Annotated in this window: 34 protein-coding genes; 30 read left to right on the top strand and 4 right to left on the bottom strand. The window is 67.3% G+C overall.

Annotated features, from left to right (window positions below; translation table 11 throughout):
* Positions 1-6 precede the first annotated feature (6 nt).
* The 18 genes from rplV to ACFCXS_RS02355 all read left to right on the top strand — a co-directional run bounded on the left by rplV (position 7) and on the right by ACFCXS_RS02355 (position 10,070).
* Positions 7-354 carry a 50S ribosomal protein L22 gene (rplV, locus tag ACFCXS_RS02440; protein ID WP_031141295.1) on the top strand — a complete coding sequence of 116 codons (348 nt, stop codon included), beginning with the start codon at positions 7-9 and terminating at the stop codon, positions 352-354.
* Positions 354-1,184 (top strand): 30S ribosomal protein S3, encoded by an 831-nt coding sequence (gene rpsC, locus ACFCXS_RS02435; RefSeq protein ID WP_030317320.1) that lies wholly within the window; start codon positions 354-356, stop codon positions 1,182-1,184. Before rplV ends, rpsC begins: the two co-directional genes overlap by 1 nt.
* 5 nt (positions 1,185-1,189) lie before the next feature.
* Positions 1,190-1,609 (top strand): 50S ribosomal protein L16, encoded by a 420-nt coding sequence (gene rplP / locus ACFCXS_RS02430; protein ID WP_003992362.1) that lies wholly within the window; start codon positions 1,190-1,192, stop codon positions 1,607-1,609.
* Positions 1,609-1,833, top strand: coding sequence for a 50S ribosomal protein L29 (rpmC, locus tag ACFCXS_RS02425; protein ID WP_010036720.1), 225 nt, complete (start codon positions 1,609-1,611; stop codon positions 1,831-1,833). Before rplP ends, rpmC begins: the two co-directional genes overlap by 1 nt.
* Positions 1,833-2,120 (top strand): 30S ribosomal protein S17, encoded by a 288-nt coding sequence (rpsQ, locus tag ACFCXS_RS02420; RefSeq protein ID WP_030839660.1) that lies wholly within the window; start codon positions 1,833-1,835, stop codon positions 2,118-2,120. The genes rpmC and rpsQ overlap by 1 nt, the downstream gene beginning before the upstream one ends.
* A 135-nt stretch (positions 2,121-2,255) precedes the next feature.
* Positions 2,256-2,624 carry a 50S ribosomal protein L14 gene (gene rplN, locus ACFCXS_RS02415; RefSeq protein ID WP_041985720.1) on the top strand — a complete coding sequence of 123 codons (369 nt, stop codon included), beginning with the start codon at positions 2,256-2,258 and terminating at the stop codon, positions 2,622-2,624.
* A gap of 2 nt (positions 2,625-2,626) precedes the next feature.
* Positions 2,627-2,950: a 50S ribosomal protein L24 gene (gene rplX, locus ACFCXS_RS02410; RefSeq protein ID WP_376641110.1), complete on the top strand. Its 324-nt coding sequence runs from the start codon at positions 2,627-2,629 to the stop codon at positions 2,948-2,950.
* Entirely contained in the window at positions 2,950-3,507 is a 558-nt protein-coding gene (rplE, locus tag ACFCXS_RS02405; protein ID WP_003992366.1) for a 50S ribosomal protein L5, read from the top strand. The genes rplX and rplE overlap by 1 nt, the downstream gene beginning before the upstream one ends.
* A 5-nt stretch (positions 3,508-3,512) precedes the next feature.
* Positions 3,513-3,698 carry a type Z 30S ribosomal protein S14 gene (locus ACFCXS_RS02400; protein ID WP_003948630.1) on the top strand — a complete coding sequence of 62 codons (186 nt, stop codon included), beginning with the start codon at positions 3,513-3,515 and terminating at the stop codon, positions 3,696-3,698.
* Positions 3,699-3,937: 239 nt separating this feature from the next.
* A complete protein-coding gene (gene rpsH / locus ACFCXS_RS02395; RefSeq protein WP_104789270.1) occupies positions 3,938-4,336 on the top strand; it encodes a 30S ribosomal protein S8 in 399 nt (132 codons plus the stop codon).
* A gap of 24 nt (positions 4,337-4,360) precedes the next feature.
* Entirely contained in the window at positions 4,361-4,900 is a 540-nt protein-coding gene (gene rplF / locus ACFCXS_RS02390; RefSeq protein WP_352101244.1) for a 50S ribosomal protein L6, read from the top strand.
* Positions 4,901-4,903: 3 nt separating this feature from the next.
* Positions 4,904-5,287 carry a 50S ribosomal protein L18 gene (rplR, locus tag ACFCXS_RS02385; protein ID WP_007494754.1) on the top strand — a complete coding sequence of 128 codons (384 nt, stop codon included), beginning with the start codon at positions 4,904-4,906 and terminating at the stop codon, positions 5,285-5,287.
* A 41-nt stretch (positions 5,288-5,328) separates the two neighbouring features.
* On the top strand, positions 5,329-5,934 hold the full coding sequence (gene rpsE, locus ACFCXS_RS02380) for a 30S ribosomal protein S5 (RefSeq protein WP_009190144.1): 606 nt from the start codon (positions 5,329-5,331) through the stop codon (positions 5,932-5,934).
* Between the two features lie 2 nt (positions 5,935-5,936).
* Positions 5,937-6,119, top strand: a complete 183-nt coding sequence (gene rpmD / locus ACFCXS_RS02375; protein ID WP_003974250.1) for a 50S ribosomal protein L30 — start codon at positions 5,937-5,939, stop codon at positions 6,117-6,119.
* A gap of 2 nt (positions 6,120-6,121) precedes the next feature.
* Entirely contained in the window at positions 6,122-6,577 is a 456-nt protein-coding gene (rplO, locus tag ACFCXS_RS02370; RefSeq protein ID WP_030839644.1) for a 50S ribosomal protein L15, read from the top strand.
* A gap of 244 nt (positions 6,578-6,821) precedes the next feature.
* Complete coding sequence (gene secY / locus ACFCXS_RS02365) at positions 6,822-8,135, top strand: preprotein translocase subunit SecY (RefSeq protein ID WP_376641105.1); 1,314 nt, start codon at positions 6,822-6,824, stop codon at positions 8,133-8,135.
* Positions 8,135-8,785, top strand: coding sequence for an adenylate kinase (locus ACFCXS_RS02360; protein ID WP_376641103.1), 651 nt, complete (start codon positions 8,135-8,137; stop codon positions 8,783-8,785). Before secY ends, ACFCXS_RS02360 begins: the two co-directional genes overlap by 1 nt.
* Before the next feature lie 85 nt (positions 8,786-8,870).
* A complete protein-coding gene (locus tag ACFCXS_RS02355) occupies positions 8,871-10,070 on the top strand; it encodes a hypothetical protein (RefSeq protein WP_376641101.1) in 1,200 nt (399 codons plus the stop codon).
* Positions 10,071-10,249: 179 nt separating this feature from the next.
* Here the strand turns inward: ACFCXS_RS02355 and ACFCXS_RS02350 are convergent, their stop codons facing one another.
* Positions 10,250-10,636, bottom strand: a complete 387-nt coding sequence (locus ACFCXS_RS02350) for a hypothetical protein (protein ID WP_376641100.1) — start codon at positions 10,634-10,636, stop codon at positions 10,250-10,252.
* A gap of 290 nt (positions 10,637-10,926) precedes the next feature.
* On the opposite strand from ACFCXS_RS02350, the gene map reads away from it, so the two are divergent.
* From map to truA, 8 genes are all read left to right on the top strand, one after another.
* Entirely contained in the window at positions 10,927-11,763 is an 837-nt protein-coding gene (map, locus tag ACFCXS_RS02345) for a type I methionyl aminopeptidase (protein WP_376641098.1), read from the top strand.
* Positions 11,764-12,012: 249 nt separating this feature from the next.
* Positions 12,013-12,234: a translation initiation factor IF-1 gene (gene infA, locus ACFCXS_RS02340; protein ID WP_003948620.1), complete on the top strand. Its 222-nt coding sequence runs from the start codon at positions 12,013-12,015 to the stop codon at positions 12,232-12,234.
* Positions 12,235-12,294: 60 nt separating this feature from the next.
* Positions 12,295-12,408, top strand: a complete 114-nt coding sequence (gene rpmJ / locus ACFCXS_RS02335; protein ID WP_003974245.1) for a 50S ribosomal protein L36 — start codon at positions 12,295-12,297, stop codon at positions 12,406-12,408.
* Positions 12,409-12,602: 194 nt separating this feature from the next.
* Positions 12,603-12,983 carry a 30S ribosomal protein S13 gene (rpsM, locus tag ACFCXS_RS02330; protein ID WP_004984507.1) on the top strand — a complete coding sequence of 127 codons (381 nt, stop codon included), beginning with the start codon at positions 12,603-12,605 and terminating at the stop codon, positions 12,981-12,983.
* 64 nt (positions 12,984-13,047) lie between these two features.
* On the top strand, positions 13,048-13,452 hold the full coding sequence (rpsK, locus tag ACFCXS_RS02325; protein ID WP_003956432.1) for a 30S ribosomal protein S11: 405 nt from the start codon (positions 13,048-13,050) through the stop codon (positions 13,450-13,452).
* Between the two features lie 155 nt (positions 13,453-13,607).
* Positions 13,608-14,630 carry a DNA-directed RNA polymerase subunit alpha gene (locus tag ACFCXS_RS02320; RefSeq protein WP_003966937.1) on the top strand — a complete coding sequence of 341 codons (1,023 nt, stop codon included), beginning with the start codon at positions 13,608-13,610 and terminating at the stop codon, positions 14,628-14,630.
* 181 nt (positions 14,631-14,811) lie between these two features.
* Complete coding sequence (rplQ, locus tag ACFCXS_RS02315; protein ID WP_053674528.1) at positions 14,812-15,306, top strand: 50S ribosomal protein L17; 495 nt, start codon at positions 14,812-14,814, stop codon at positions 15,304-15,306.
* A gap of 148 nt (positions 15,307-15,454) precedes the next feature.
* Positions 15,455-16,309 carry a tRNA pseudouridine(38-40) synthase TruA gene (truA, locus tag ACFCXS_RS02310; protein WP_376641095.1) on the top strand — a complete coding sequence of 285 codons (855 nt, stop codon included), beginning with the start codon at positions 15,455-15,457 and terminating at the stop codon, positions 16,307-16,309.
* 7 nt (positions 16,310-16,316) lie between these two features.
* On the opposite strand, the gene ACFCXS_RS02305 is transcribed toward truA, so the two are convergent.
* Complete coding sequence (locus tag ACFCXS_RS02305) at positions 16,317-17,183, bottom strand: hypothetical protein (protein ID WP_376641093.1); 867 nt, start codon at positions 17,181-17,183, stop codon at positions 16,317-16,319.
* Between the two features lie 74 nt (positions 17,184-17,257).
* Between ACFCXS_RS02305 and ACFCXS_RS02300 the strand changes: the two genes are divergently transcribed.
* The 4 genes from ACFCXS_RS02300 to glmM all read left to right on the top strand — a co-directional run bounded on the left by ACFCXS_RS02300 (position 17,258) and on the right by glmM (position 20,310).
* Positions 17,258-17,569, top strand: a complete 312-nt coding sequence (locus tag ACFCXS_RS02300) for a hypothetical protein (RefSeq protein ID WP_376641091.1) — start codon at positions 17,258-17,260, stop codon at positions 17,567-17,569.
* A 217-nt stretch (positions 17,570-17,786) separates the two neighbouring features.
* The gene (rplM, locus tag ACFCXS_RS02295; RefSeq protein ID WP_033308956.1) at positions 17,787-18,230 is read left to right on the top strand and encodes a 50S ribosomal protein L13; all 444 of its coding nucleotides are present in this window, start codon (positions 17,787-17,789) and stop codon (positions 18,228-18,230) included.
* Positions 18,231-18,272: 42 nt separating this feature from the next.
* On the top strand, positions 18,273-18,785 hold the full coding sequence (rpsI, locus tag ACFCXS_RS02290; protein ID WP_062928598.1) for a 30S ribosomal protein S9: 513 nt from the start codon (positions 18,273-18,275) through the stop codon (positions 18,783-18,785).
* Positions 18,786-18,951: 166 nt separating this feature from the next.
* The gene (gene glmM / locus ACFCXS_RS02285) at positions 18,952-20,310 is read left to right on the top strand and encodes a phosphoglucosamine mutase (protein ID WP_376641088.1); all 1,359 of its coding nucleotides are present in this window, start codon (positions 18,952-18,954) and stop codon (positions 20,308-20,310) included.
* 91 nt (positions 20,311-20,401) lie between these two features.
* On the opposite strand, the gene ACFCXS_RS02280 is transcribed toward glmM, so the two are convergent.
* Together ACFCXS_RS02280 and coaA are read right to left on the bottom strand one after the other, a co-directional pair.
* Positions 20,402-21,340 carry a DUF389 domain-containing protein gene (locus ACFCXS_RS02280; RefSeq protein WP_376641086.1) on the bottom strand — a complete coding sequence of 313 codons (939 nt, stop codon included), beginning with the start codon at positions 21,338-21,340 and terminating at the stop codon, positions 20,402-20,404.
* 31 nt (positions 21,341-21,371) lie between these two features.
* On the bottom strand, positions 21,372-22,340 hold the full coding sequence (gene coaA / locus ACFCXS_RS02275) for a type I pantothenate kinase (protein WP_376641505.1): 969 nt from the start codon (positions 22,338-22,340) through the stop codon (positions 21,372-21,374).
* Positions 22,341-22,366 lie beyond the last annotated feature (26 nt).

The raw sequence follows: 22,366 nt of genomic DNA, 5'->3' as shown, positions 1-22,366 counted from the left end.
ACAACCATGGAAGCCAGGGCCCAGGCGCGGTACATCCGCGTCACGCCCATGAAGGCCCGCCGCGTGGTGGACCTCATCCGTGGCATGAACGCCACGGAGGCTCAGGCGGTCCTGCGTTTCGCCCCGCAGGCCGCGAGCCAGCCGGTCGGCAAGGTGCTTGACAGCGCCATCGCCAACGCCGCGCACAACTACGACCACACCGATGTCGACAGCCTCTTCGTCTCCGAGGCCTACGTCGACGAGGGCCCGACCCTGAAGCGGTTCCGTCCGCGCGCCCAGGGCCGTGCCTACCGGATCCGCAAGCGGACCAGCCACATCACCGTGGTCGTCAGCAGCAAGGAAGGAACCCGGTAATGGGCCAGAAGGTAAACCCGCACGGGTTCCGGCTCGGTGTCACGACCGACTTCAAGTCGCGTTGGTACGCCGACAAGCTGTACAAGGACTACGTCAAGGAAGACGTCGCCATCCGTCGGATGATGACGTCCGGCATGGAGCGCGCCGGCATCTCCAAGGTCGAGATCGAGCGCACCCGTGACCGCGTGCGTGTGGACATCCACACCGCTCGTCCGGGCATCGTCATCGGCCGCCGTGGCGCCGAGGCCGACCGCATCCGCGGTGACCTCGAGAAGCTCACGGGCAAGCAGGTCCAGCTGAACATCCTCGAGGTCAAGAACCCCGAGACGGACGCTCAGCTGGTTGCCCAGGCCGTCGCCGAGCAGCTCTCCTCCCGCGTCTCCTTCCGCCGCGCCATGCGTAAGAGCATGCAGTCGGCGATGAAGGCCGGCGCCAAGGGCATCAAGATCCAGTGCGGTGGCCGCCTCGGTGGCGCCGAGATGTCCCGCTCGGAGTTCTACCGCGAGGGCCGTGTGCCCCTGCACACGCTCCGCGCGAACGTGGACTACGGCTTCTTCGAGGCCAAGACGACCTTCGGCCGCATCGGCGTGAAGGTCTGGATCTACAAGGGCGACGTCAAGAACATCGCCGAGGTCCGCGCCGAGAACGCTGCGGCCCGTGCGGGTAACCGCCCGGCCCGTGGTGGCGCCGACCGCCCGGCCCGTGGTGGCCGCGGTGGCGAGCGTGGCGGGCGCGGTCGCAAGCCGCAGCAGGCTGCCGGCGCCGAGGCCCCCAAGGCCGAGGCTCCCGCCGCCGCCGCTCCGGCTGAGAGCACCGGAACGGAGGCCTGACCGTCATGCTGATCCCCCGTAGGGTCAAGCACCGCAAGCAGCACCACCCCAAGCGCAACGGCATGTCCAAGGGTGGCACGCAGGTCGCGTTCGGCGAGTACGGCATCCAGGCGCTGACCCCGGCGTACGTGACGAACCGTCAGATCGAGGCCGCTCGTATCGCCATGACCCGCCACATCAAGCGTGGCGGCAAGGTCTGGATCAACATCTACCCGGACCGCCCCCTCACCAAGAAGCCCGCCGAGACCCGCATGGGTTCCGGTAAGGGTTCTCCTGAGTGGTGGATCGCCAACGTCAAGCCCGGACGTGTGATGTTCGAGCTGTCGTACCCCAACGAGAAGATCGCGCGCGAGGCCCTGACCCGTGCGGCTCACAAGCTGCCGATGAAGTGCAAGATCGTCAAGCGCGAGGCAGGTGAAGCGTGATGTCGGCCGGTACCAAGGCGTCCGAGCTGCGCGAGCTGGGCAACGAGGAGCTCCTCAACAAGCTCCGCGAGGCCAAGGAAGAGCTGTTCAACCTCCGCTTCCAGGCGGCGACGGGCCAGCTCGAGAACCACGGCCGGCTCAAGGCCGTCCGTAAGGACATCGCGCGGATCTACACCCTGATGCGTGAGCGCGAGCTGGGCATCGAGACGGTGGAGAGCGCCTGATGAGCGAGAGCAACGTGACTGAAGAGACCAAGACGGACCGCGGTTTCCGCAAGACCCGTGAGGGTCTGGTCGTCAGCGACAAGATGGACAAGACCGTCGTCGTCGCCGTCGAGGACCGCGTCAAGCACGCGCTGTACGGCAAGGTCATCCGCCGTACGAGCAAGCTCAAGGCCCACGACGAGCAGAACGCCGCGGGTGTCGGCGACCGCGTCCTCCTCATGGAGACCCGGCCGCTGTCCGCGACGAAGCGCTGGCGCGTCGTCGAGATCCTCGAGAAGGCCAAGTAATTCCCGCAAGGGGATTCCGAAGGCAAGCACATCCCTCCTAGGGGGACCCCCTAGGAATCGTTCCGCCAGGCTCGGGGAGACGCGTGAGTCATTCACGCTTCTCCCCGGGAACCGGCAGACAATCAGGAGATAGACGTGATCCAGCAGGAGTCGCGACTGCGTGTCGCCGACAACACTGGTGCGAAGGAAATCCTTTGCATCCGTGTGCTCGGTGGCTCCGGTCGCCGCTACGCGGGTGTCGGTGACGTCATCGTCGCCACCGTCAAGGACGCGATCCCCGGTGGCAACGTGAAGAAGGGTGACGTCGTCAAGGCGGTCATCGTTCGCACCGTCAAGGAGCGCCGCCGTCCGGACGGCTCGTACATCCGCTTCGACGAGAACGCCGCCGTCATTCTCAAGAACGACGGCGACCCTCGTGGCACCCGTATCTTCGGCCCGGTGGGCCGGGAGCTGCGCGAGAAGAAGTTCATGAAGATCATCTCCCTCGCGCCGGAGGTGCTGTGAGCATGAAGATCAAGAAGGGCGACCTGGTTCAGGTCATCACCGGTAAGGACAAGGGCAAGCAGGGCAAGGTCATCGCCGCTTTCCCGCGCGACGAGCGTGTCCTGGTCGAGGGTGTCAACCGGGTCAAGAAGCACACCAAGGCCGGTCCGACGGCTCGCGGTTCGCAGGCCGGCGGCATCGTCACCACCGAGGCGCCGATCCACGTCTCCAACGTCCAGCTGGTCGTGGAGAAGGACGGCAACAAGGTCGTGACCCGCGTCGGTTACCGCTTCGACGACGAAGGCAACAAGATCCGCGTTGCCAAGCGGACGGGTGAGGACATCTGATGACGACCACCACCAGCCCGCGTCTGAAGCAGAAGTACCGTGAGGAGATCACGGGCAAGCTGCGTGACGAGTTCAAGTACGAGAACGTCATGCAGATCCCCGGTCTCGTCAAGATCGTGGTCAACATGGGTGTGGGCGACGCCGCCCGCGACTCCAAGCTGATCGAGGGTGCCATCAAGGACCTCACCACGATCACCGGCCAGAAGCCGGCCGTCACCAAGGCCCGCAAGTCCATCGCGCAGTTCAAGCTGCGTGAGGGCCAGCCGATCGGTGCCCACGTCACGCTTCGTGGCGACCGCATGTGGGAGTTCCTGGACCGCACCCTGTCGCTCGCGCTGCCGCGCATCCGCGACTTCCGCGGCCTGTCCCCCAAGCAGTTCGACGGCCGTGGCAACTACACCTTCGGTCTCACGGAGCAGGTCATGTTCCACGAGATCGACCAGGACAAGATCGACCGCACCCGGGGTATGGACATCACCGTGGTGACCACGGCGACCAACGACGCTGAGGGCCGCGCGCTCCTTCGTCACCTCGGCTTCCCCTTCAAGGAGGCGTGAGCGAGATGGCGAAGAAGGCTCTGATCGCTAAGGCTGCTCGCAAGCCCAAGTTCGGTGTGCGTGGCTACACCCGTTGCCAGCGCTGCGGCCGCCCGCACTCCGTGTACCGCAAGTTCGGCCTCTGCCGCGTGTGCCTTCGTGAGATGGCTCACCGTGGCGAGCTGCCGGGCGTGACCAAGAGCTCCTGGTAATCCCCCAACAGGGATTCGCAGGGCTCTCGGTAAGCACGTAGGGGTGGCAGGACGCCCGGCCCGCATGGCTTAGGCTTGTGGGGTTGGGCGTCTGCCGCCGCCCGTACGCCGCGGACACCTGTCCGCTCATTGAATGCTTACTACGCCGTAGGTCCACCGCGCCGCACCCGTCCCGTCTCGGATCGGGGAGAGGGATGGCGCACCAGGAAACCCCGGCGAGAGAGGCCGAAGGCCAATTCATGACCATGACTGATCCGATCGCAGACATGCTGACGCGTCTGCGGAACGCGAACTCGGCATACCACGACTCCGTGACGATGCCGGCGTCCAAGATCAAGTCGCACATCGCGGAGATCCTCCAGCAGGAGGGCTTCATCACGGGCTGGAAGGTCGAGGACGCCGAGGTCGGCAAGAACCTCGTCCTGGAGCTGAAGTTCGGCCCCAACCGTGAGCGCTCCATCGCGGGCATCAAGCGGATCTCCAAGCCCGGTCTCCGGGTGTACGCGAAGTCCACCAACCTGCCGAAGGTTCTGGGCGGCCTGGGCGTGGCCATCATCTCCACGTCCCACGGTCTCCTGACCGGCCAGCAGGCGCAGAAGAAGGGCGTGGGTGGGGAAGTCCTCGCCTACGTCTGGTAATTCGGGAACGGAGGAGAGACAGCAATGTCGCGTATCGGCAAGCTCCCCATCCCGGTTCCCGCCGGCGTGGACGTCACCATCGACGGCCGTACGGTCGCGGTCAAGGGCCCCAAGGGCGAACTGACCCACACCGTCATCGCGCCGATCGACATCGCGAAGGCCGAGGACGGCACCCTTCAGGTGCTGCGGCCGAACGACGAGCGGCAGAGCAAGGCCCTGCACGGCCTGTCCCGCACGCTGGTGGCGAACATGATCACCGGTGTGACCACGGGATACGTCAAGAAGCTCGAAATCAGCGGTGTCGGCTACCGTGTCCTGGCCAAGGGCTCCAACCTGGAGTTCTCCCTGGGCTACAGCCACCCGATCCTGGTCGAGGCCCCCGAGGGCATCACCTTCAAGGTGGAGTCCCCGACCCGTTTCTCGGTCGAGGGCATCGACAAGCAGAAGGTCGGCGAGGTTGCGGCCAACATCCGCAAGCTGCGCAAGCCCGACCCGTACAAGGCCAAGGGCGTCAAGTACGAGGGCGAAGTCATCCGCCGCAAGGTCGGAAAGGCGGGTAAGTAAGCCATGGCATACGGGCAGAAGATCCTCAAGGGCGACGCCTACAAGCGCGCCGCGATCAAGCGCCGCCACATTCGTATCCGTAAGCACATCAACGGTACGGCGGAGCGTCCGCGCCTGGTCGTCACCCGCTCGAACCGCCACATCGTGGCTCAGGTGATCGACGACATCAAGGGTCACACCCTGGCGTCGGCGTCCACCCTGGACACCTCGATCCGCGGTGGCGAGGGCGACAAGTCCGCGCAGGCCAAGCAGGTCGGCGCCCTGGTCGCCGAGCGCGCCAAGGCCGCCGGTGTCGAGGCCGTCGTGTTCGACCGTGGTGGTAACCAGTACGCGGGGCGCATCGCCGCCCTGGCGGACGCCGCCCGCGAGGCCGGACTCAAGTTCTGAGTCGGTTCCGTAGCTAGCGGAAACAGAGAGAGGTAATTCCAATGGCTGGACCCCAGCGCCGCGGTGGCGGTGCCGGTGGCGGCGAGCGGCGGGACCGGAAGGGCCGTGACGGCGGCGCTGCTGCCGCCGAGAAGACCGCGTACGTTGAGCGCGTTGTCGCGATCAACCGCGTCGCCAAGGTTGTGAAGGGTGGTCGTCGCTTCAGCTTCACCGCGCTGGTCGTGGTGGGCGACGGTGACGGCACCGTGGGTGTCGGTTACGGCAAGGCCAAGGAGGTGCCGGCCGCCATCGCCAAGGGTGTTGAGGAGGCCAAGAAGCACTTCTTCAAGGTCCCCCGTATCCAGGGCACCATCCCGCACCCCATCCAGGGTGAGAAGGCTGCCGGCGTCGTGCTCCTGAAGCCCGCGTCGCCCGGTACCGGTGTTATCGCCGGTGGTCCGGTGCGTGCCGTGCTCGAGTGCGCCGGTATCCACGACGTGCTGTCGAAGTCGCTCGGCTCCGACAACGCGATCAACATCGTGCACGCGACCGTGGAGGCCCTCAAGGGTCTGCAGCGTCCCGAGGAGATCGCGGCCCGCCGTGGTCTGCCCCTCGAGGACGTCGCCCCCGCGGCTCTTCTCCGTGCGCGTGCCGGGGCGGGTGCGTAATCATGGCGCAGCTCAAGATTACGCAGGTCAAGTCCTACATCGGCAGCAAGCAGAACCACCGTGACACCCTGCGTTCCCTTGGTCTCAAGGGCATCAACACGCAGGTCGTCAAGGAGGACCGCCCCGAGTTCCGCGGCATGGTGCACACCGTCCGCCACCTCGTGACGGTCGAGGAGGTCGACTGATCATGGCGGAGCAGAACCCGCTCAAGATCCACAACCTCCGTCCCGCCCCGGGCGCCAAGACCGCCAAGACCCGTGTGGGTCGTGGTGAGGCGTCGAAGGGTAAGACGGCCGGTCGTGGTACCAAGGGCACGAAGGCCCGTTACCAGGTTCCGGAGCGCTTCGAGGGTGGCCAGATGCCCCTCCACATGCGTCTCCCGAAGCTGAAGGGCTTCAAGAACCCGTTCAAGACCGAGTTCCAGGTCGTGAACCTCGACAAGCTGGCCGCGCTCTACCCCGAGGGTGGCGAGGTCACCGTCGAGGGTCTGGTGGCCAAGGGGGCCGTTCGCAAGAACAGCCTCGTCAAGGTCCTCGGCCAGGGCGAGATCTCCGTGGCGCTGCAGGTGACGGTCGACGCCGTCTCCGGCTCCGCCAAGGAGAAGATCACCGCCGCCGGCGGTTCTGTCACCGAGCTCGTCTGAACACCACAGGCGTCTCGATGACCTGAGCGATCCCGACCGGGGATACCCCACAAATGGGGTATCCCCGGTCGGTCGTTCCTAGGGCGGCAGTCTCGCCGGTAAGGTGGCCTGCACTGCCCACTTTTCACAGGGTGCTGCACTACGGGCACTCTGGGCGGCAGTGGACCGTTATTCCTGTCGTTGTTCTATTGGACTCTCAAGACGTCACCCTTGACGCAGTTGCGCGGGGGTCGCAGGAGGCACCGTGCTCACCGCGTTCGCCCGGGCGTTCAAGACGCCCGACCTGCGCAAGAAGCTGCTCTTCACGCTCGGCATCATCGTGGTCTACCGGGTCGGCACGCACATCCCGATCCCCGGCGTCGACTACCGGAACGTCCAGACCTGTATCGACAACGCCCAGGCCAACCAGGGCATCTTCGGCCTGGTCAACATGTTCAGCGGCGGCGCGCTGCTGCAGATCACGATCTTCGCGCTGGGCATCATGCCGTACATCACGGCGAGCATCATTCTGCAGCTGCTGACCGTGGTGATCCCGCGCCTGGAAGCCCTGAAGAAGGAGGGCCAGGCCGGCACCGCGAAGATCACGCAGTACACCCGCTACCTGACGATCGCCCTCGCCGTCCTTCAGGGCACCGGCCTCGTCGCCACCGCCCGCAGCGGCGCTCTGTTCCAGGGCTGCCCGGTGGCCAACCAGATCGTCCCCGACCAGTCGATCTTCGTCACCATCACCATGGTCATCACGATGTGCGCCGGTACGGCGGCCGTGATGTGGCTCGGTGAGCTCATCACCGACCGCGGCATCGGCAACGGCATGTCGATCCTGATGTTCATCTCGATCGCCGCCACCTTCCCGTCCGCGCTGTGGGCCATCAAGCAGGAGGGCTCCCTGGCAGGCGGCTGGATCGAGTTCGGCACCGTGATCGTGGTCGGCCTCGTCATGGTCGGCCTGGTGGTCTTCGTCGAGCAGGCCCAGCGCCGCATCCCGGTGCAGTACGCCAAGCGCATGATCGGCCGTCGCTCCTACGGCGGTACGTCCACCTACATCCCGCTCAAGGTGAACCAGGCGGGTGTGATCCCCGTCATCTTCGCCTCGTCGCTGCTGTACATCCCCGCGCTGGTCGCCCAGTTCGCCGGAGGCAAGTCGGGCTGGAAGACCTGGATCGAGCAGCACTTCGTCAAGGGCGACCACCCGTACTACATCATTTCGTACTTCCTGCTGATCGTTTTCTTCGCGTTCTTCTATGTGGCGATCTCCTTCAACCCCGAGGAAGTCGCCGACAACATGAAGAAGTATGGTGGCTTCATCCCGGGCATCCGGGCTGGCCGGCCGACCGCTGAGTACCTGAGCTACGTACTCAACCGGATCACCTGGCCGGGTTCGCTGTACTTGGGTCTGATTGCTCTCGTACCGACGATGGCGTTGGTTGGTTTCGAGGCAAACCAGAACTTCCCGTTCGGCGGGACCAGCATCCTGATCATCGTGGGTGTCGGCCTCGAGACCGTGAAGCAGATCGAGAGCCAGCTCCAGCAGCGCAATTACGAAGGGTTCCTCCGCTGATGCGTATCGTCCTCGTCGGGCCGCCGGGTGCCGGTAAGGGAACGCAGGCCGCGTTCCTCGCCAAGAACCTGTCGATTCCGCACATCTCCACGGGCGACCTGTTCCGCGCGAACATCAGCCAGGGCACAGAGCTCGGGCTGCGTGCGAAGTCCTACATGGACGCGGGACAGCTGGTGCCCGACGAGGTCACCATCGGGATGGCGCGCGACCGCATGCAGCAGCCGGACGCGGCCGGGGGCTTCCTCCTCGACGGCTTCCCGCGGAACGTCGCTCAGGCGGAAGCGCTCGACGAGATGCTGCGTGAAGCGGACATGAAGATCGATGCGGTGCTGGACCTGGAGGTCCCCGAGGAGGAGGTCGTCAAGCGGATCGCCGGTCGGCGGATCTGCCGCAACGACTCGGCGCACGTGTTCCACGTCACGTACAACCCGCCCGCGGCGGAGGGCGTGTGCGACGTGTGCGGTGGTGGACTTTACCAGCGTGATGACGACCATGAGGGCACGGTGCGTCGGCGGCTGGAGGTCTACCACACGCAGACCGAGCCGATCATCGACTACTACAAGGCCCAGGGCCTTGTGACCACGGTCTCCGCCATGGGGAAGGTGGCGGTCGTGACGAAACGGGCCATGTCGGCGTTGCCCGGCTCGTAACAGGTTGCAAAGGAAGGCAGCGGCTCCCCACGGGGGGCCGCTGCCTTCCTTCTTGGGTTCCCCGAAAGTGCTCTGCCGAGGAGGTATGGCCATCAAGCTCGAACAGGTGCCACGGTCCGACGATTCCACCGGGCGGGAACAGCCGTCGCTGCTCCGCCGTAGGGGACTCGGCCTGGCGGTCGCCGCGGTCGCAGTGGTCGGTGCAGTCATCGGGGTGTCCTTGGCCCTGACGGGCGGTGATCCGGAGAAGCCTTCCGAGGTCTCGGGCGTGGTGGCCCGTCCGGACCAGTCCCCGCCGCGCGAGCTGATAGCCGCAGGGCAGGTCGCCGTCTCGGCGTACTACACCTCGAAGCTCGTGCAGCAGCCGGGTGGAGATGCCGTTAAGGCACGTGAGTGGAATCTGTACAACTCCGCGACCAAGCGGTACGAGAAGACCGACTGGGCCTGGGTCGATGTCGCTCCCGGGATGAAGACGGCCGCGGTGCTGGAGGGCGATCTGCCCGCCGACCGCATAGGCCTGATGAGTCTGTCCACGGGCAAGGTCGAGCGCTGGATCGACGTCGGCAAGGGCGTCGGCGGTGTGAAGTTCTCGCCGGACGGCGAGCGCCTGGTGGCCACGGCGTACAGCGACCACCCGGACGGCCTCTTCCGGGACGCGCCGGTGCGTGTGCAGGACGGCTCGAAGAAGGGCGATGTCAAGGAGGTGCCGGGGCCGAAGCAGAGCCGTACCGGCTTCTATGTCATCGACGTCGACTCCGGCCGGGCGAAGTTCCACGAGCGGCCGGCCAAGAAGGACAGTCTCGCGGTCATGGCCGGCACCGGGCGACAGGACTTCAGCTGGAGCCGTGACGGCGAGCTGCTGTGGGAGCAAAGGCTCGACAAGCCGGGCAGGAACTACTACGACGTGGACGGCCGTCTGAAGTCGCTTCCGCAGCAGAAGACCGATCTGGTCTTTCCGCCGGCGGTCACGTCCCCGGATGGAAAACTCATGACCGGTGGCTTCGCGGGGGGTGAGGACGGCCAGATCGTTTCCGCGGTGCTGGACGCGAGGACCGGCAAACGGAGCGCAGTCGTACCCGGACAGCAGCTTCTCGCGTGGGCGGACGACACCCACCTCATCGCCTGGCGGTGTGACCCCAGCCAGTGCAAGCCCGGCGAGAGTGAGTTCCGCAACCAGCTCGTCCTGGTCGGCCTGGAAGGCGACAAGGTGACGCCGCTCTCGGGCTTCCGTAAAGCTCAGGAAGACTACGTGGGCCGCTGGACCCCGGTCTTCACCGAGCGCTGACTGCCTCCGCGGTCCCGGGCGGATGTGCGCCTGGGACCGCGCACACACAAAAAGCTCCGGCCGGTGCAGACGAATCGATCGATCGTCTGCACCGGCCGGAGTTTTCGAGCAGCGGCGATGTCATGCGCCGTCACACCGGCGAGGTCACCGTGGAGGCCTCACCTCTGTGCGGAAGCGGCCTACTCGTCGAAGAACCAGTTCGAGCGGACGCAGGTGTTGTCGCCGTTCCAGCAGATGGCCAGACCGTGCGAGATGTTGCCGACCATGTCGTAACCGTTGTTGGACCGGTCGCAGCCGGCGTCTCCGCCGTCGTCTTCCTTGATGACCCAGACCAGACCGGTGCCGCTGCTGTTGAGCCGCTCCAGGTACCCCGTGACGCCGGCGCCGTCAGCCCGCTTGTCGCAGACCGTGATGTCGTCACCGTCGTCGTTGAACGTCACCGTGCCCCGGTTGGTGTGCCAGAGGGGCCCCTCGTCGCCGGCCATGGCGGGCGAGGCCGCGGTGAAGCCGATCAGAGTGGCGGCGGCACCGGCCATGGCCAGGTGGGACAGAGCTCTCTTGATCATTCTTACCCCCGTTGGTGAGGACCGTGTATCCGGTCCGAAGTGTGTGGTCCTGAGTGCATGCACCTGACATCGCCAGGCGGCAACTGCGAGGCTAGAGTGGCTTGTTGTGTTCGTCAACGCCTTTTGTTGCTCAGGGTGCAGGTGTGACTCGGCATGGTGACCCTGGCGGGCCCCCGGGGAGTCCGGCCGTGCGAGGCCTGTCCTGAGTGCCGTAGCCCCGGCTTCGGCCCGGGTGGACGCGTATCGTGTAGGGGATAGACGTACACCCGCGGCAGGAGGCGGCAGCCCAGATGGTGCAGATCAAGAATCCCGAGCAGATTGCGAAGATGCGGGCTGCGGGGCTTGTCGTTGCCGCCATGCACAAGGCCTGCGCCGAGGCTGCGCAGCCCGGGGTGAGCACCAAGGAACTGGACGAGATCGCGGCGAAGGTGCTGGCCGATCACGGGGCGAAGCCGAATTTCCTGGGGTACGGCGGCTTCCCCGGCAATATCTGCACGTCCGTGAATGATGTCGTGGTGCATGGCATTCCCGACCGGAAGACCGTGCTGCAGGACGGCGATGTCATCTCCATCGACGCCGGGGCGATCGTGGACGGGTGGCACGGTGACGCCGCGATCACGGTCTTCGTGGGCTCCGGTCACTCCCCGGAGCTGATCGAGCTCTCCCGGGTGACCGAGGAGTCGATGTGGGCCGGCATCGCGGCCATGAAGCAGGGCAACCGCCTGGTCGACGTCTCCCGGGCCATCGAGACGTACATCCGCCGCCAGCCCAAGCCCGGTGGCGGCAAGTACGGGATCATCGAGGACTACGGCGGCCACGGCATCGGCACCGAGATGCACATGGACCCGCACCTGCTGAACTACGTCGACCGGCGGCGTGGCAAGGGGCCGAAGCTGGTGCCCGGCCTCTGCCTGGCGATCGAGCCGATGGTGTCCCTGGGGACGCCGAAGACGGAGGTCCTCGAGGACGACTGGACCGTCATCACGACGGACGGTACGTGGTCGTCGCACTGGGAGCACTCGGTTGCCCTGACCGAGGAGGGGCCGCTCGTGCTGACGGCTCCCGACGGGGGGAAGGCGAAGCTCGCCGAGCTGGGCGTCACGGCTGCGCCGGATCCGCTGGGCTGAGCGATGCCGGGCTGAGTGCCCTCCCGGCCGGGCGGTTCGGGCCGTCGGCGGCTGCCGGCCGTGGGGGTTCTTCGTGCAGCTCCCCGCGCCCCCCTACCGGCGCTTAAAGATCTGCCCGCTGGGGCAGACTCTCTCGATTCGTGTTTCCGAGGGCCCTGTCGTAGACTGACTCGTCGGCTCTTGTGTACCCGCATGCCTGCATGCGCCCCGCGCAGAGTCGATCAAGGTAGTCGATTCGAAGGGCGAAGCGTGGCCAAGAAGCAAGGTGCCATCGAGATCGAGGGCACTGTCGTCGAGTCTCTTCCGAACGCCATGTTCAAGGTCGAGCTCCAGAACGGCCACCAGGTCCTGGCACACATCAGCGGCAAGATGCGCATGCACTACATCCGCATCCTCCCTGACGACCGGGTCGTGGTGGAGCTGTCTCCGTACGACCTGACCCGTGGCCGGATCGTCTACCGCTACAAGTAGATCTTGCCCGCATCCCGCTTCCGGGCGGGGTGGTGGCACTGACCCGGAGAACCTCACCTAATGAAGGTCAAGCCGAGCGTCAAGAAGATCTGCGACAAGTGCAGGGTGATCCGCCGTCACGGCCGGGTCATGGTCATCTGCGACAACCCGCGCCACAAGCAGCGCCAGGGCTGACGCACGACCGATCCCTCTGCCTTCATCGCAGAGATTCGCGCGACGCGAGCTGAATATGTTCATACGCAGGACCCAGGCGAACGAGCGTCCGCCTGACACCCCCGGTTCGGAGGCTGGGGACCCAGTTCGTACCTGGTACGGCGGCTGGGCGTCGGTTCTGTGGAAGACCTCCGACAAGTAACTGGAGCCATTGAATGGCACGCGTTTCCGGTGTTGACATCCCGCGCGAAAAGCGCGTGGAGATCGCCCTCACCTACGTGTTCGGCATCGGCCGGACTCTCTCCCAGCAGACGCTGGCCGCCACCGGCGTGGACCCGAACACCCGTGTTCGGGACCTCTCCGAGGAGCAGCTGGTCGCGATCCGCGAGTACGTCGACAACAACATCAAGACCGAGGGTGACCTCCGTCGCGAGATCCAGGCCGACATCCGCCGCAAGGTCGAGATCGGTACCTACCAGGGTCTCCGTCACCGTCGTGGTCTGCCCGTCCGCGGTCAGCGCACCAGCACCAACGCTCGTACCCGCAAGGGTCCGCGTCGCGCCATCGCCGGCAAGAAGAAGCCGGGCAAGAAGTAGTCCACAGCGGACGCCTGTCCACGGTCTTCGCTGTAGGACCGACCACCTCCCGTAGGAGTTATAGATGCCCCCCAAGGGTCGTCAGGGCGCTGCCAAGAAGGTGCGCCGCAAGGAAAAGAAGAACGTCGCTCACGGCCACGCGCACATCAAGAGCACGTTCAACAACACGATCGTCTCGATCACGGACCCGTCCGGCAACGTGATCTCCTGGGCCTCCGCCGGCCACGTCGGCTTCAAGGGCTCCCGGAAGTCCACGCCGTTCGCCGCGCAGATGGCCGCCGAGTCGGCTGCCCGCCGCGCCCAGGAGCACGGCATGCGCAAGGTCGACGTGTTCGTGAAGGGCCCGGGTTCCGGTCGTGAGACCGCGATCCGCTCCCTGCAGGCCACGGGCCTCGAGGTCGGCTCCATCCAGGACGTCACCCCGACCCCGCACAACGGCTGCCGTCCGCCGAAGCGCCGTCGCGTCTGACGCGAGGCTGCTGAACGCAGACCGTGGTTCCGGGCGGTACGGCTCCGTAAAAGGGCCGTATCGCCCGTACCCTTGCAGTACCCGCACTTTTCCCGGTGCGGTTTCCGTCGGGCGTCATATAGCGGGCGTCCACGAAAGAAGGATCTGATCCACACATGCTGATCGCTCAGCGTCCCTCGTTGACCGAAGAGGTCGTCGACGAGTTCCGCTCCCGGTTCGTGATCGAGCCGCTGGAGCCGGGCTTCGGTTACACCCTCGGCAACTCCCTGCGCCGGACCCTCCTCTCCTCGATCCCGGGTGCGGCGGTCACGTCCATCCGCATCGACGGCGTCCTGCACGAGTTCACCACCGTGCCGGGTGTCAAGGAGGACGTCACCGACCTGATCCTCAACATCAAGCAGCTGGTCGTCTCCTCGGAGCACGACGAGCCGGTCGTGATGTACCTGCGCAAGCAGGGCCCGGGTCTGGTCACCGCCGCCGACATCGCGCCCCCGGCCGGTGTCGAGGTGCACAACCCCGACCTGGTCCTCGCCACGCTCAACGGCAAGGGCAAGCTGGAGATGGAGCTGACGGTCGAGCGTGGCCGCGGTTACGTCTCCGCCGTGCAGAACAAGCAGGTGGGCCAGGAGATCGGCCGTATCCCGGTCGACTCCATCTACAGCCCCGTGCTCAAGGTCACGTACAAGGTCGAGGCCACGCGTGTCGAGCAGCGGACCGACTTCGACAAGCTGATCGTCGACGTCGAGACCAAGCAGGCCATGCGTCCGCGTGACGCCATGGCGTCGGCCGGTAAGACCCTGGTCGAGCTGTTCGGTCTGGCCCGCGAGCTCAACATCGACGCCGAGGGCATCGACATGGGCCCGTCCCCGACGGACGCCGCCCTGGCCGCCGATCTGGCGCTGCCGATCGAGGAGCTGGAGCTCACCGTTCGGTCGTACAACTGCCTCAAGCGCGAGGGCATCCACTCCGTGGGTGAGCTCGTGGCGCGTTCCGAGGCCGACCTGCTGGACATCCGCAACTTCGGTGCGAAGTCGATCGACGAGGTCAAGGCGAAGCTGGCCGGCATGGGCCTGGCCCTGAAGGACAGCCCGCCCGGATTCGACCCGACCGCCGCCGCTGACGCCTTCGGCGCCGACGACGACGCGGACGCGGGCTTCGTGGAGACCGAGCAGTACTGAGAGCTCGGGCCTTCCGGTCCGTACTCGGGTGCGGGTGCGCTGTGCTCGATCGCGCAGTTCCCCGCGCCCCCTCCGGGAGCGCCCCTTCGGGGCGGCTCCCGGATCTCTGACAGGCGACCGTCTGCTCAGATACTGACCCCGGTACCTGATACGGCCGGGGCAGACACCTAGGAGAAACACCATGCCGAAGCCCACCAAGGGTGCCCGTATGGGCGGCAGCGCCGCGCACGAGAAGCTCCTCCTCGCGAACCTCGCGAAGGCGCTGTTCGAGCACGGCCGCATCACCACCACCGAGGCGAAGGCGCGCAAGCTGCGTCCCTACGCCGAGCGTCTGGTCACCAAGGCGAAGAAGGGCGACCTTCACAACCGCCGTCAGGTGCTCCAGGTCATCACGGACAAGAGCATCGTGCACACGCTCTTCACCGAGATCGGCCCGCGCTACGAGAACCGTCCGGGTGGCTACACCCGCATCACCAAGATCGGTAACCGCCGTGGCGACAACGCGCCCATGGCTGTCATCGAGCTGGTCGAGGCGCTGACGGTGGCGCAGGAGGCGACGGGCGAGGCCGAGGCCGCGACCAAGCGCGCCGCGAAGGACGCCGAGGCTGCCGAGGCTCAGGTCGACACGACCAAGGCCGAGGAGTCCAAGGACGCCGAGGAGTCGAAGGACGCGTAAGCGTCTGCCGGGGGGCTGTGCGTCGGCGGCTGCGGCTTCGTCGTGGTTGTTCGCACAGTTCCCCGCGCCCCTGAAGGGCGTTGCTGGCGGGTCCGTTCCCCTGTTGAGGGGGACGGGCCCGCCTTCGTTTCGGTGAGAGGATCCTGGGGTGAGTGACGAAGTAGAGGCCGGCCGCGTCCGGGTCCGGCTCGATCTGTCGTACGACGGGAGTGAGTTCTCCGGGTGGGCCAAGCAGGCCGGGGGGCGGCGGACGGTGCAGGGGGAGATCGAGGACGCCCTGCGGACCGTGACGCGGTCGCGTGAGACGTACGAGCTGACCGTCGCGGGGCGTACCGACGCCGGGGTGCACGCGCGGGGGCAGGTCGCCCACGTCGATCTGCCGCGCGAGGTGTGGGCGGAGCACCACCAGAAGCTGCTGAAGCGGATGGCCGGCCGGCTGCCCCGGGACGTACGGATCTGGGCCCTCAGGGAGGCGCCCAGCGGTTTCAACGCCCGTTTCTCGGCGGTCTGGCGGCGGTACGCCTACCGGGTCACCGACAACCCCGGCGGCGTCGACCCGCTGCTGCGCAGCCATGTGCTGTGGCACGACTGGCCCCTCGACGTGGACGCCATGAACGAGGCGGCGCGGGGGCTGCTGGGGGAGCACGACTTCGCCGCCTACTGCAAGAAGCGGGAGGGGGCGACCACCATCCGCACGCTGCAGGAGCTGAGTCTGGCGCGCGGTGACGACGGGATCATCACCGCGACCGTGCGGGCCGACGCCTTCTGCCACAACATGGTGCGCTCGCTCATCGGGGCGCTGCTGTTCGTCGGGGACGGGCACCGGCCGGCCGACTGGCCGGGCAAGGTGCTGGCCGCCGGTGTGCGGGACTCGGCCGTGCACGTCGTACGGCCGCACGGGCTGACCCTGGAGGAGGTCGGCTACCCGGCCGACGAGCTGCTCGCCGCGCGCAGCAAGGAGGCGCGGAACAAGCGGTCGCTGCCGTCGGCCGGCTGCTGCTGACGTCCGGTCACTCGTTCGCCGCGGCAGAGGCCTGGGCCTCGCCGCGGCGGCGGATCTGGTTGAACGTGAACTGGGCCAGGTCGTCCCCGGTCCGGTAGACCGCGGTGTCCTTGGGCGTCACGTTCTTGCCGCTGGTGAAGCCGGCGTTGCTGAAGTAGGCGTAGCGGCCGTAGGAGTTGCCGGTGGTGCGGCAGAAGCCGGACTCGCAGAAGGGCTTCACGCCACCGCCGGACAGTGACTTGATGTAGCTCTTCTTGGTGGACTGGGCCCTTGCCTTGGCGGCCTGTGCCTCGGTGTCGAAGACGGCCACGCCGACCGTCACCGCGACGCCGTCCTTGACGTAGGTCACCCGTATCAGGCGGGTGCAGTCGTTCCCGGTGAGGATCTTGGGAAGGGTGCCGCCGGCCGCCGAGGCGCAGTTCCTCGTGTCCGCCGTCGGGCCCTTCTTGTAGACCGTCTCTCCCACGGTGAGCTGGGTGCCCGGGAAGAGCGTGTCCGGGCTGAGCGGGGCCTTGTCCTTCTTGGCGCTGGCGATGAAGTCCTTCGGGTCCAGCGGCGGCGGGGCGCTGGTAGGGGCGAAGGACGGGGCCGAGGCGGTCTGGCTGGGGATGTCGGACGAGGGCAGGGAGGTGGGCTTGCCCTGGTTGTCGCCGCCCGCCGAGACGACGGCCACCGCGACGGCGGTGCCGATCGCGACCGTGGCGAACGCGCCGCCGCCGATCAGCAGGACCCGTCGTCGCTTGTTGCGCGCCTCGGAAGCCTCAGCGAGCGCCGCCCAGTCCGGGGACTGGCCGCCCCCGCTGTTCCAGGGCTGCTGCGACTGCGGTTTCCAGGGATCCCACTGGGACTCAGGTCCCCCCTGCCCATAGCTCATGGGGCGCATCTTAGACGGGACAAGGGGCGCGCTGGTCCGCCCGGTTGGGCTCCCGAACCCCTAGCGTTCCTCCCATGCGCACGGGCAAAGGCGACATCTGCGGGTGGTTGGGGCGACTGCTGCCGACCGTGGTGCTGCTGGTGTGTCTGCTGTCGTGGCCGGCCCTCGCGGCCGGGGCGTGGCCGTCGGTCGTGGTGGGGGCGCTGGGGGCGTTCCGCCGTCCGCGCGCCGGCAGGTCCGTGCTGCGGTGGTGTGCCGCGGTCGCCGTGGACGTGCTGGTCTCGTCGGTGTTCCCGTATGTACGGCCGCCGCGGCGGCGCACGCTGCGCAGGGTCGTCACGCTCTGTGCCGCCCTGTGTGTTTCGGTGACGGAGCGGCTGCGGTGATACCGCGTTTTGACCCTTGTGGTGCGCCCCGGTATTCTGCTTGTTCGTTGTGTATTGGCTTGCTCATTCTCACGGGACGGGCCCTTACACCGGTCCACCGGGCCGATGACCAGCGACCCCACGTACGCGGTATGCGTCGCCGCAGTGCGGTCCAGGCTGTCGTGATCGTTTCGGTGACCAGTTATGGACCATTCACTCGAAGCGAAGGCTACGAACCGTGCGTACGTACAGCCCCAAGCCCGGCGATGTGACGCGCCAGTGGCACGTCATCGACGCCCAGGACGTTGTCCTGGGTCGTCTCGCCACCACTGCCGCGACGCTCCTCCGGGGCAAGCACAAGCCGATCTACGCGCCCCACGTCGACGCTGGTGACTTCGTCATCATCATCAACGCGGACAAGGTGCACCTGTCCGGCAACAAGCGGACCCAGAAGATGGCGTACCGCCACTCCGGCTACCCGGGTGGTCTGCGCTCCGTCCGTTACGACGAGCTGCTCGACAAGAACCCCGAGAAGGCCATCGAGAAGGCCGTCAAGGGCATGCTCCCCAAGAACACGCTGGGCCGTCAGATGCTCTCGAAGCTGAAGGTCTACAAGGGTGACCAGCACCCGCACGGCGCGCAGCAGCCGCAGCCGTTCGAGATCACCCAGGTCGCGCAGTAAGTCCGGCCACCCCCTAAGACTGAAGAGAATCTGAGGAGCATCGTGGCCGAGACCACTGCCGAGCAGCCGCTCGAAGAGATCGACATCGACAGCTACACCACCGAGTCCGAGGTCCCCGTCGAGGGTGAGTACACCTCGGAGTCCATGGCGTCCCGCTTCGGCGAGCCCCAGCCGGCCGCCGGCCTGGGCCGTCGCAAGAACGCCATCGCCCGTGTCCGGATCGTCCCGGGCACCGGCAAGTGGAAGATCAACGGTCGCACCCTCGAGGACTACTTCCCGAACAAGGTGCACCAGCAGGAAGTCAACGAGCCGTTCAAGGTGCTCGAGCTCGACGACCGCTACGACGTCGTCGCCCGCATCTCCGGTGGCGGTGTCTCCGGCCAGGCCGGTGCGCTCCGTCTCGGTGTCGCCCGTGCGCTGAACGAGGCGGACGTCGACAACAACCGCGGCCCGCTGAAGAAGGCCGGCTTCCTCAAGCGCGACGACCGTGCGGTCGAGCGCAAGAAGGCCGGTCTGAAGAAGGCCCGCAAGGCTCCGCAGTACAGCAAGCGCTAAACGCGACGCCCGTCCTGGCGACTGGCTTCGCAACGATCGCCCCGGCGGCACGGTTGTGCTGCCGGGGCGGTTTCGTTTACACAACCCCTACAGCCCCCGGACAGTCTCAGGGGGTGCACTCGGGGATGCGAGCCGCATTCTCTTCAGTAATTCGGAGGACACCACTGTGGGACGACTCTTCGGCACGGACGGCGTGCGCGGTGTCGCCAACGCGGACCTGACGGCGGAGATGGCCCTGGGCCTCTCCGTGGCCGCGGCACACGTACTGGCCGAGGCGGGCACGTTCGAGGGACACCGGCCGAGGGCCGTGGTCGGGCGTGACCCCCGTGCGTCCGGGGAGTTCCTGGAAGCCGCCGTGGTCGCGGGCCTCGCCAGCGCCGGCGTGGACGTCCTTCGGGTCGGTGTGCTGCCGACGCCCGCCGTGGCGTACCTGACGGGTGAGCTCGGCGCCGACCTCGGCGTGATGCTCTCCGCCAGCCACAACGCCATGCCGGACAACGGCGTCAAGTTCTTCGCCCGCGGCGGGCACAAACTCGCCGACGAGCTGGAGGACCGCATCGAGTCCGTCTACGAGGAGCACCGCACCGGCGCCCCCTGGGACCGGCCGACCGGGTCCGGCGTGGGCCGCGTACGCGACTACGAGCAGGGCTCCGACCGGTACGTCGCGCATCTGCTGGGTGCCCTGCCCAACCGGCTCGGCGGGCTGAAGGTCGTCCTCGACGAGGCGCACGGTGCCGCGGCCCGGGTGTCGCCGGAGGCGTTCCGGCAGGCCGGTGCCGAGGTCGTCACGATCGGGGCCGATCCCGACGGGCTCAACATCAACGACGGCTACGGGTCGACGCACCTGGACAAGATCAAGGCCGCCGTGGTCGAGCACGGGGCCGCTCTCGGTATCGCGCACGACGGTGACGCCGACCGCTGCCTCGCCGTCGACCACACCGGGGCGGAGGTGGACGGGGACCAGATCCTCGCCGTGCTCGCCCTGGCGATGCGGGAGCGCTCAGCGCTGCGGTCGGAGACGGTCGTCGCCACGGTGATGTCGAACCTCGGGTTCAAGCTCGCCATGGAGCGCGAGGGGATCCGGCTGGTGCAGACCGCCGTCGGTGACCGGTACGTGCTGGAGGAGATGAAGGAGCACGGGTTCGCCCTCGGCGGCGAGCAGTCCGGGCACGTCATCATCCTCGACCACGCGACGACCGGTGACGGGACGCTGACCGGGCTGCTGCTGGCGGCCCGGGTGGCGCAGAGCGGGCGCACGCTGGCGGATCTCGCCGGTGTCATGGAGCGGCTGCCGCAGGTGCTGATCAATGTGCCGGATGTGGACAGGTCCAGGGTGGGGACGTCTTCGGAGCTGGCGTCGGCGGTCTCTGACGCGGAGCGGGAGCTCGGGGCCACCGGGCGGGTGCTGTTGCGGCCCTCCGGGACCGAGCCGTTGGTCCGGGTGATGGTGGAGGCGGCCGATATCGAGCAGGCCCGGTCCGTTGCGGGGCGGCTTGCCGATGTGGTGAAGTCCGCGCTGGGCTGATGAACGGGCCGGGGGCGGGGCGGCGGTGGTGAGCGGGCTGCGGGTGGTGCGTGGCTTGTCGCGCAGTTCCCCGCGCCCCTGGGGCGCTGCCCTATGTGGTGTTCGCACGCTTGCGTTGGTTTGACCAGAACCACTTCTGGGCCAAGAGGGTTGCCGTGCCGGCGACGATGATGCCCAGCAGGTTCAGCAGGAGTTGCTCTGTGGAGCCCCAGGTCTGGCTCGTGTCGCCGTAGCTGAGGGCGACTGCCGCGTTCGCCGCGGCCGGGATCGTGGTGACCGAGATGGCCACCCCCACCAGCGCGCCCGACTTGGCCGACGTCAGGGACAGGGTGCCGGCGATGCCGGCCAGGACCGCCACGATGAAGGAGAACTTGTCGGGGGCGTAGATGAAGCCGGTGTTGGGGCGGTCGGCCTCCAGGCGGCCCTCCGTGAACTGGCCGGCCGCGTCCATGAGGAGGCTGAAGCCGACCGTCACCGCCATCGCCACCGCGAAGCCCACCAGCAGCGCGATCAGCGAGCGAAGGGCCAGGCGCGGCCGGCGCCGGACGATCGCGGTGCAGATGCCGGTGAGGGGACCGAACTCGGGGCCCACCGCCATGGCGCCCACGATCAGGATCGCGTTGTCCAGGACCACGCCACAGGCGGCGATCATGGTGGCGAGCGTGATGAAGGCGAGGTAGGTGACGGAGAGCGTCGACTCCTCGTGCGTCGCCTCGGTCAGCTGCTCCCACAGCACCGCGTCCGCGCCCTCACCCGGTGCGTCGGCCTCCGCCTTGTCGGCCCGCTCGGACAGGGACAGGTCGATGGACTCGACGGCGATGGAACCGGTGGTGTCGATGCCCAGTTCCCGGAGCCCGTTGAGCAGTTCGTCGCCCGCCTCGCGGGCCACGTCGCACATCACCACGTCCCCGGCGGGGTCGCGGGAGACGCCCGGCATCACGACGAGGTGGGTGGTGCCGACCGTCTTCTCGATCAGGAGGACCACCTCGTCGGTCCGGTCGGCCGGTGTGATCAGACGCAGATGGAGCATGGCGCCCATCTAACCGGTCTTTCCGCCGGCGTCACAGCTTGCGCAGGCTCAGCCGCTGCACCTTGTGGTCCGGGCCCTTGCGCACGACCAGGGTGGCGCGGCCGCGGGTGGGCGCGATGTTCTCCACCAGGTTGGGCCGGTTGATCGTGCGCCACATCGTCCGGGCGTAGTCCAGGGCCTCCTCCTCGGAGACCTGGGTGTACTTGCGGAAGTACGAGGACGGGTCCTGGAAGGCGGTCGCGCGCAGTTTGCGGAAGCGCTTGAGGTACCAGGTCTCGATGTCCTCGACGCGGGCGTCGACGTACACGCTGAAGTCGAAGTAGTCGGCGAGGCCGACGCGGGTGCGGCCGTCCTTGCCGGGCAGGGCCGGCTGGAGGACGTTCAGGCCCTCGACGATGAGGATGTCGGGGCGGCGGACCGTGAGCCGCTTGTCGGGGACGATGTCGTAGATCAGGTGGGAGTAGACGGGCGCGGTGACCTCGTTCTTGCCCGCCTTGATGCCGGCGACGAAACGGGTCAGGGCCCGGCGGTCGTAGGACTCCGGGAAACCCTTGCGGGACATCAGGCCGCGGGCCTGGAGGTCCTTCGTGGGCAGCAGGAAGCCGTCGGTGGTGACCAGCTCGACGCGCGGGTGCTCGGGCCAGCGCGAGAGCAGGGCCTGCAGGAGGCGGGCGACCGTCGACTTTCCCACGGCGACCGAACCGGCGACCCCTATGACGAACGGGGTGCCCGACTGGGAGCCCTGCTCGCCCAGGAACGTGTTCAGCGCGCCTCTGAGGCCGTCGGTGGCACCGACGTAGAGGTTGAGAAGTCTGGACAGCGGGAGGTAGATGTCCCGCACCTCGTCGAGGTCGATCACGTCGCCGAGACCGCGCAGCTTCTCGACCTCCTCGGCCGTCAGCGGAAGCGGCGTCTTGTCACGCAGCGCGCTCCACTCGGCTCGGGTGAGGTCGACGTAGGGAGTCGCCTCCGGGCGGGGCCGGTGGGCGCTCCGGGGCATCGAGGAGACCGGAGAGATCACAGTCC

Source organism: Streptomyces sp. NPDC056373 (genome assembly GCF_042262425.1).
Lineage (GTDB): Bacteria > Actinomycetota > Actinomycetes > Streptomycetales > Streptomycetaceae > Streptomyces.
Note: the sequence above shows the minus strand (reverse complement) of the source record. Positions and strands in the feature narration are given on the sequence as shown.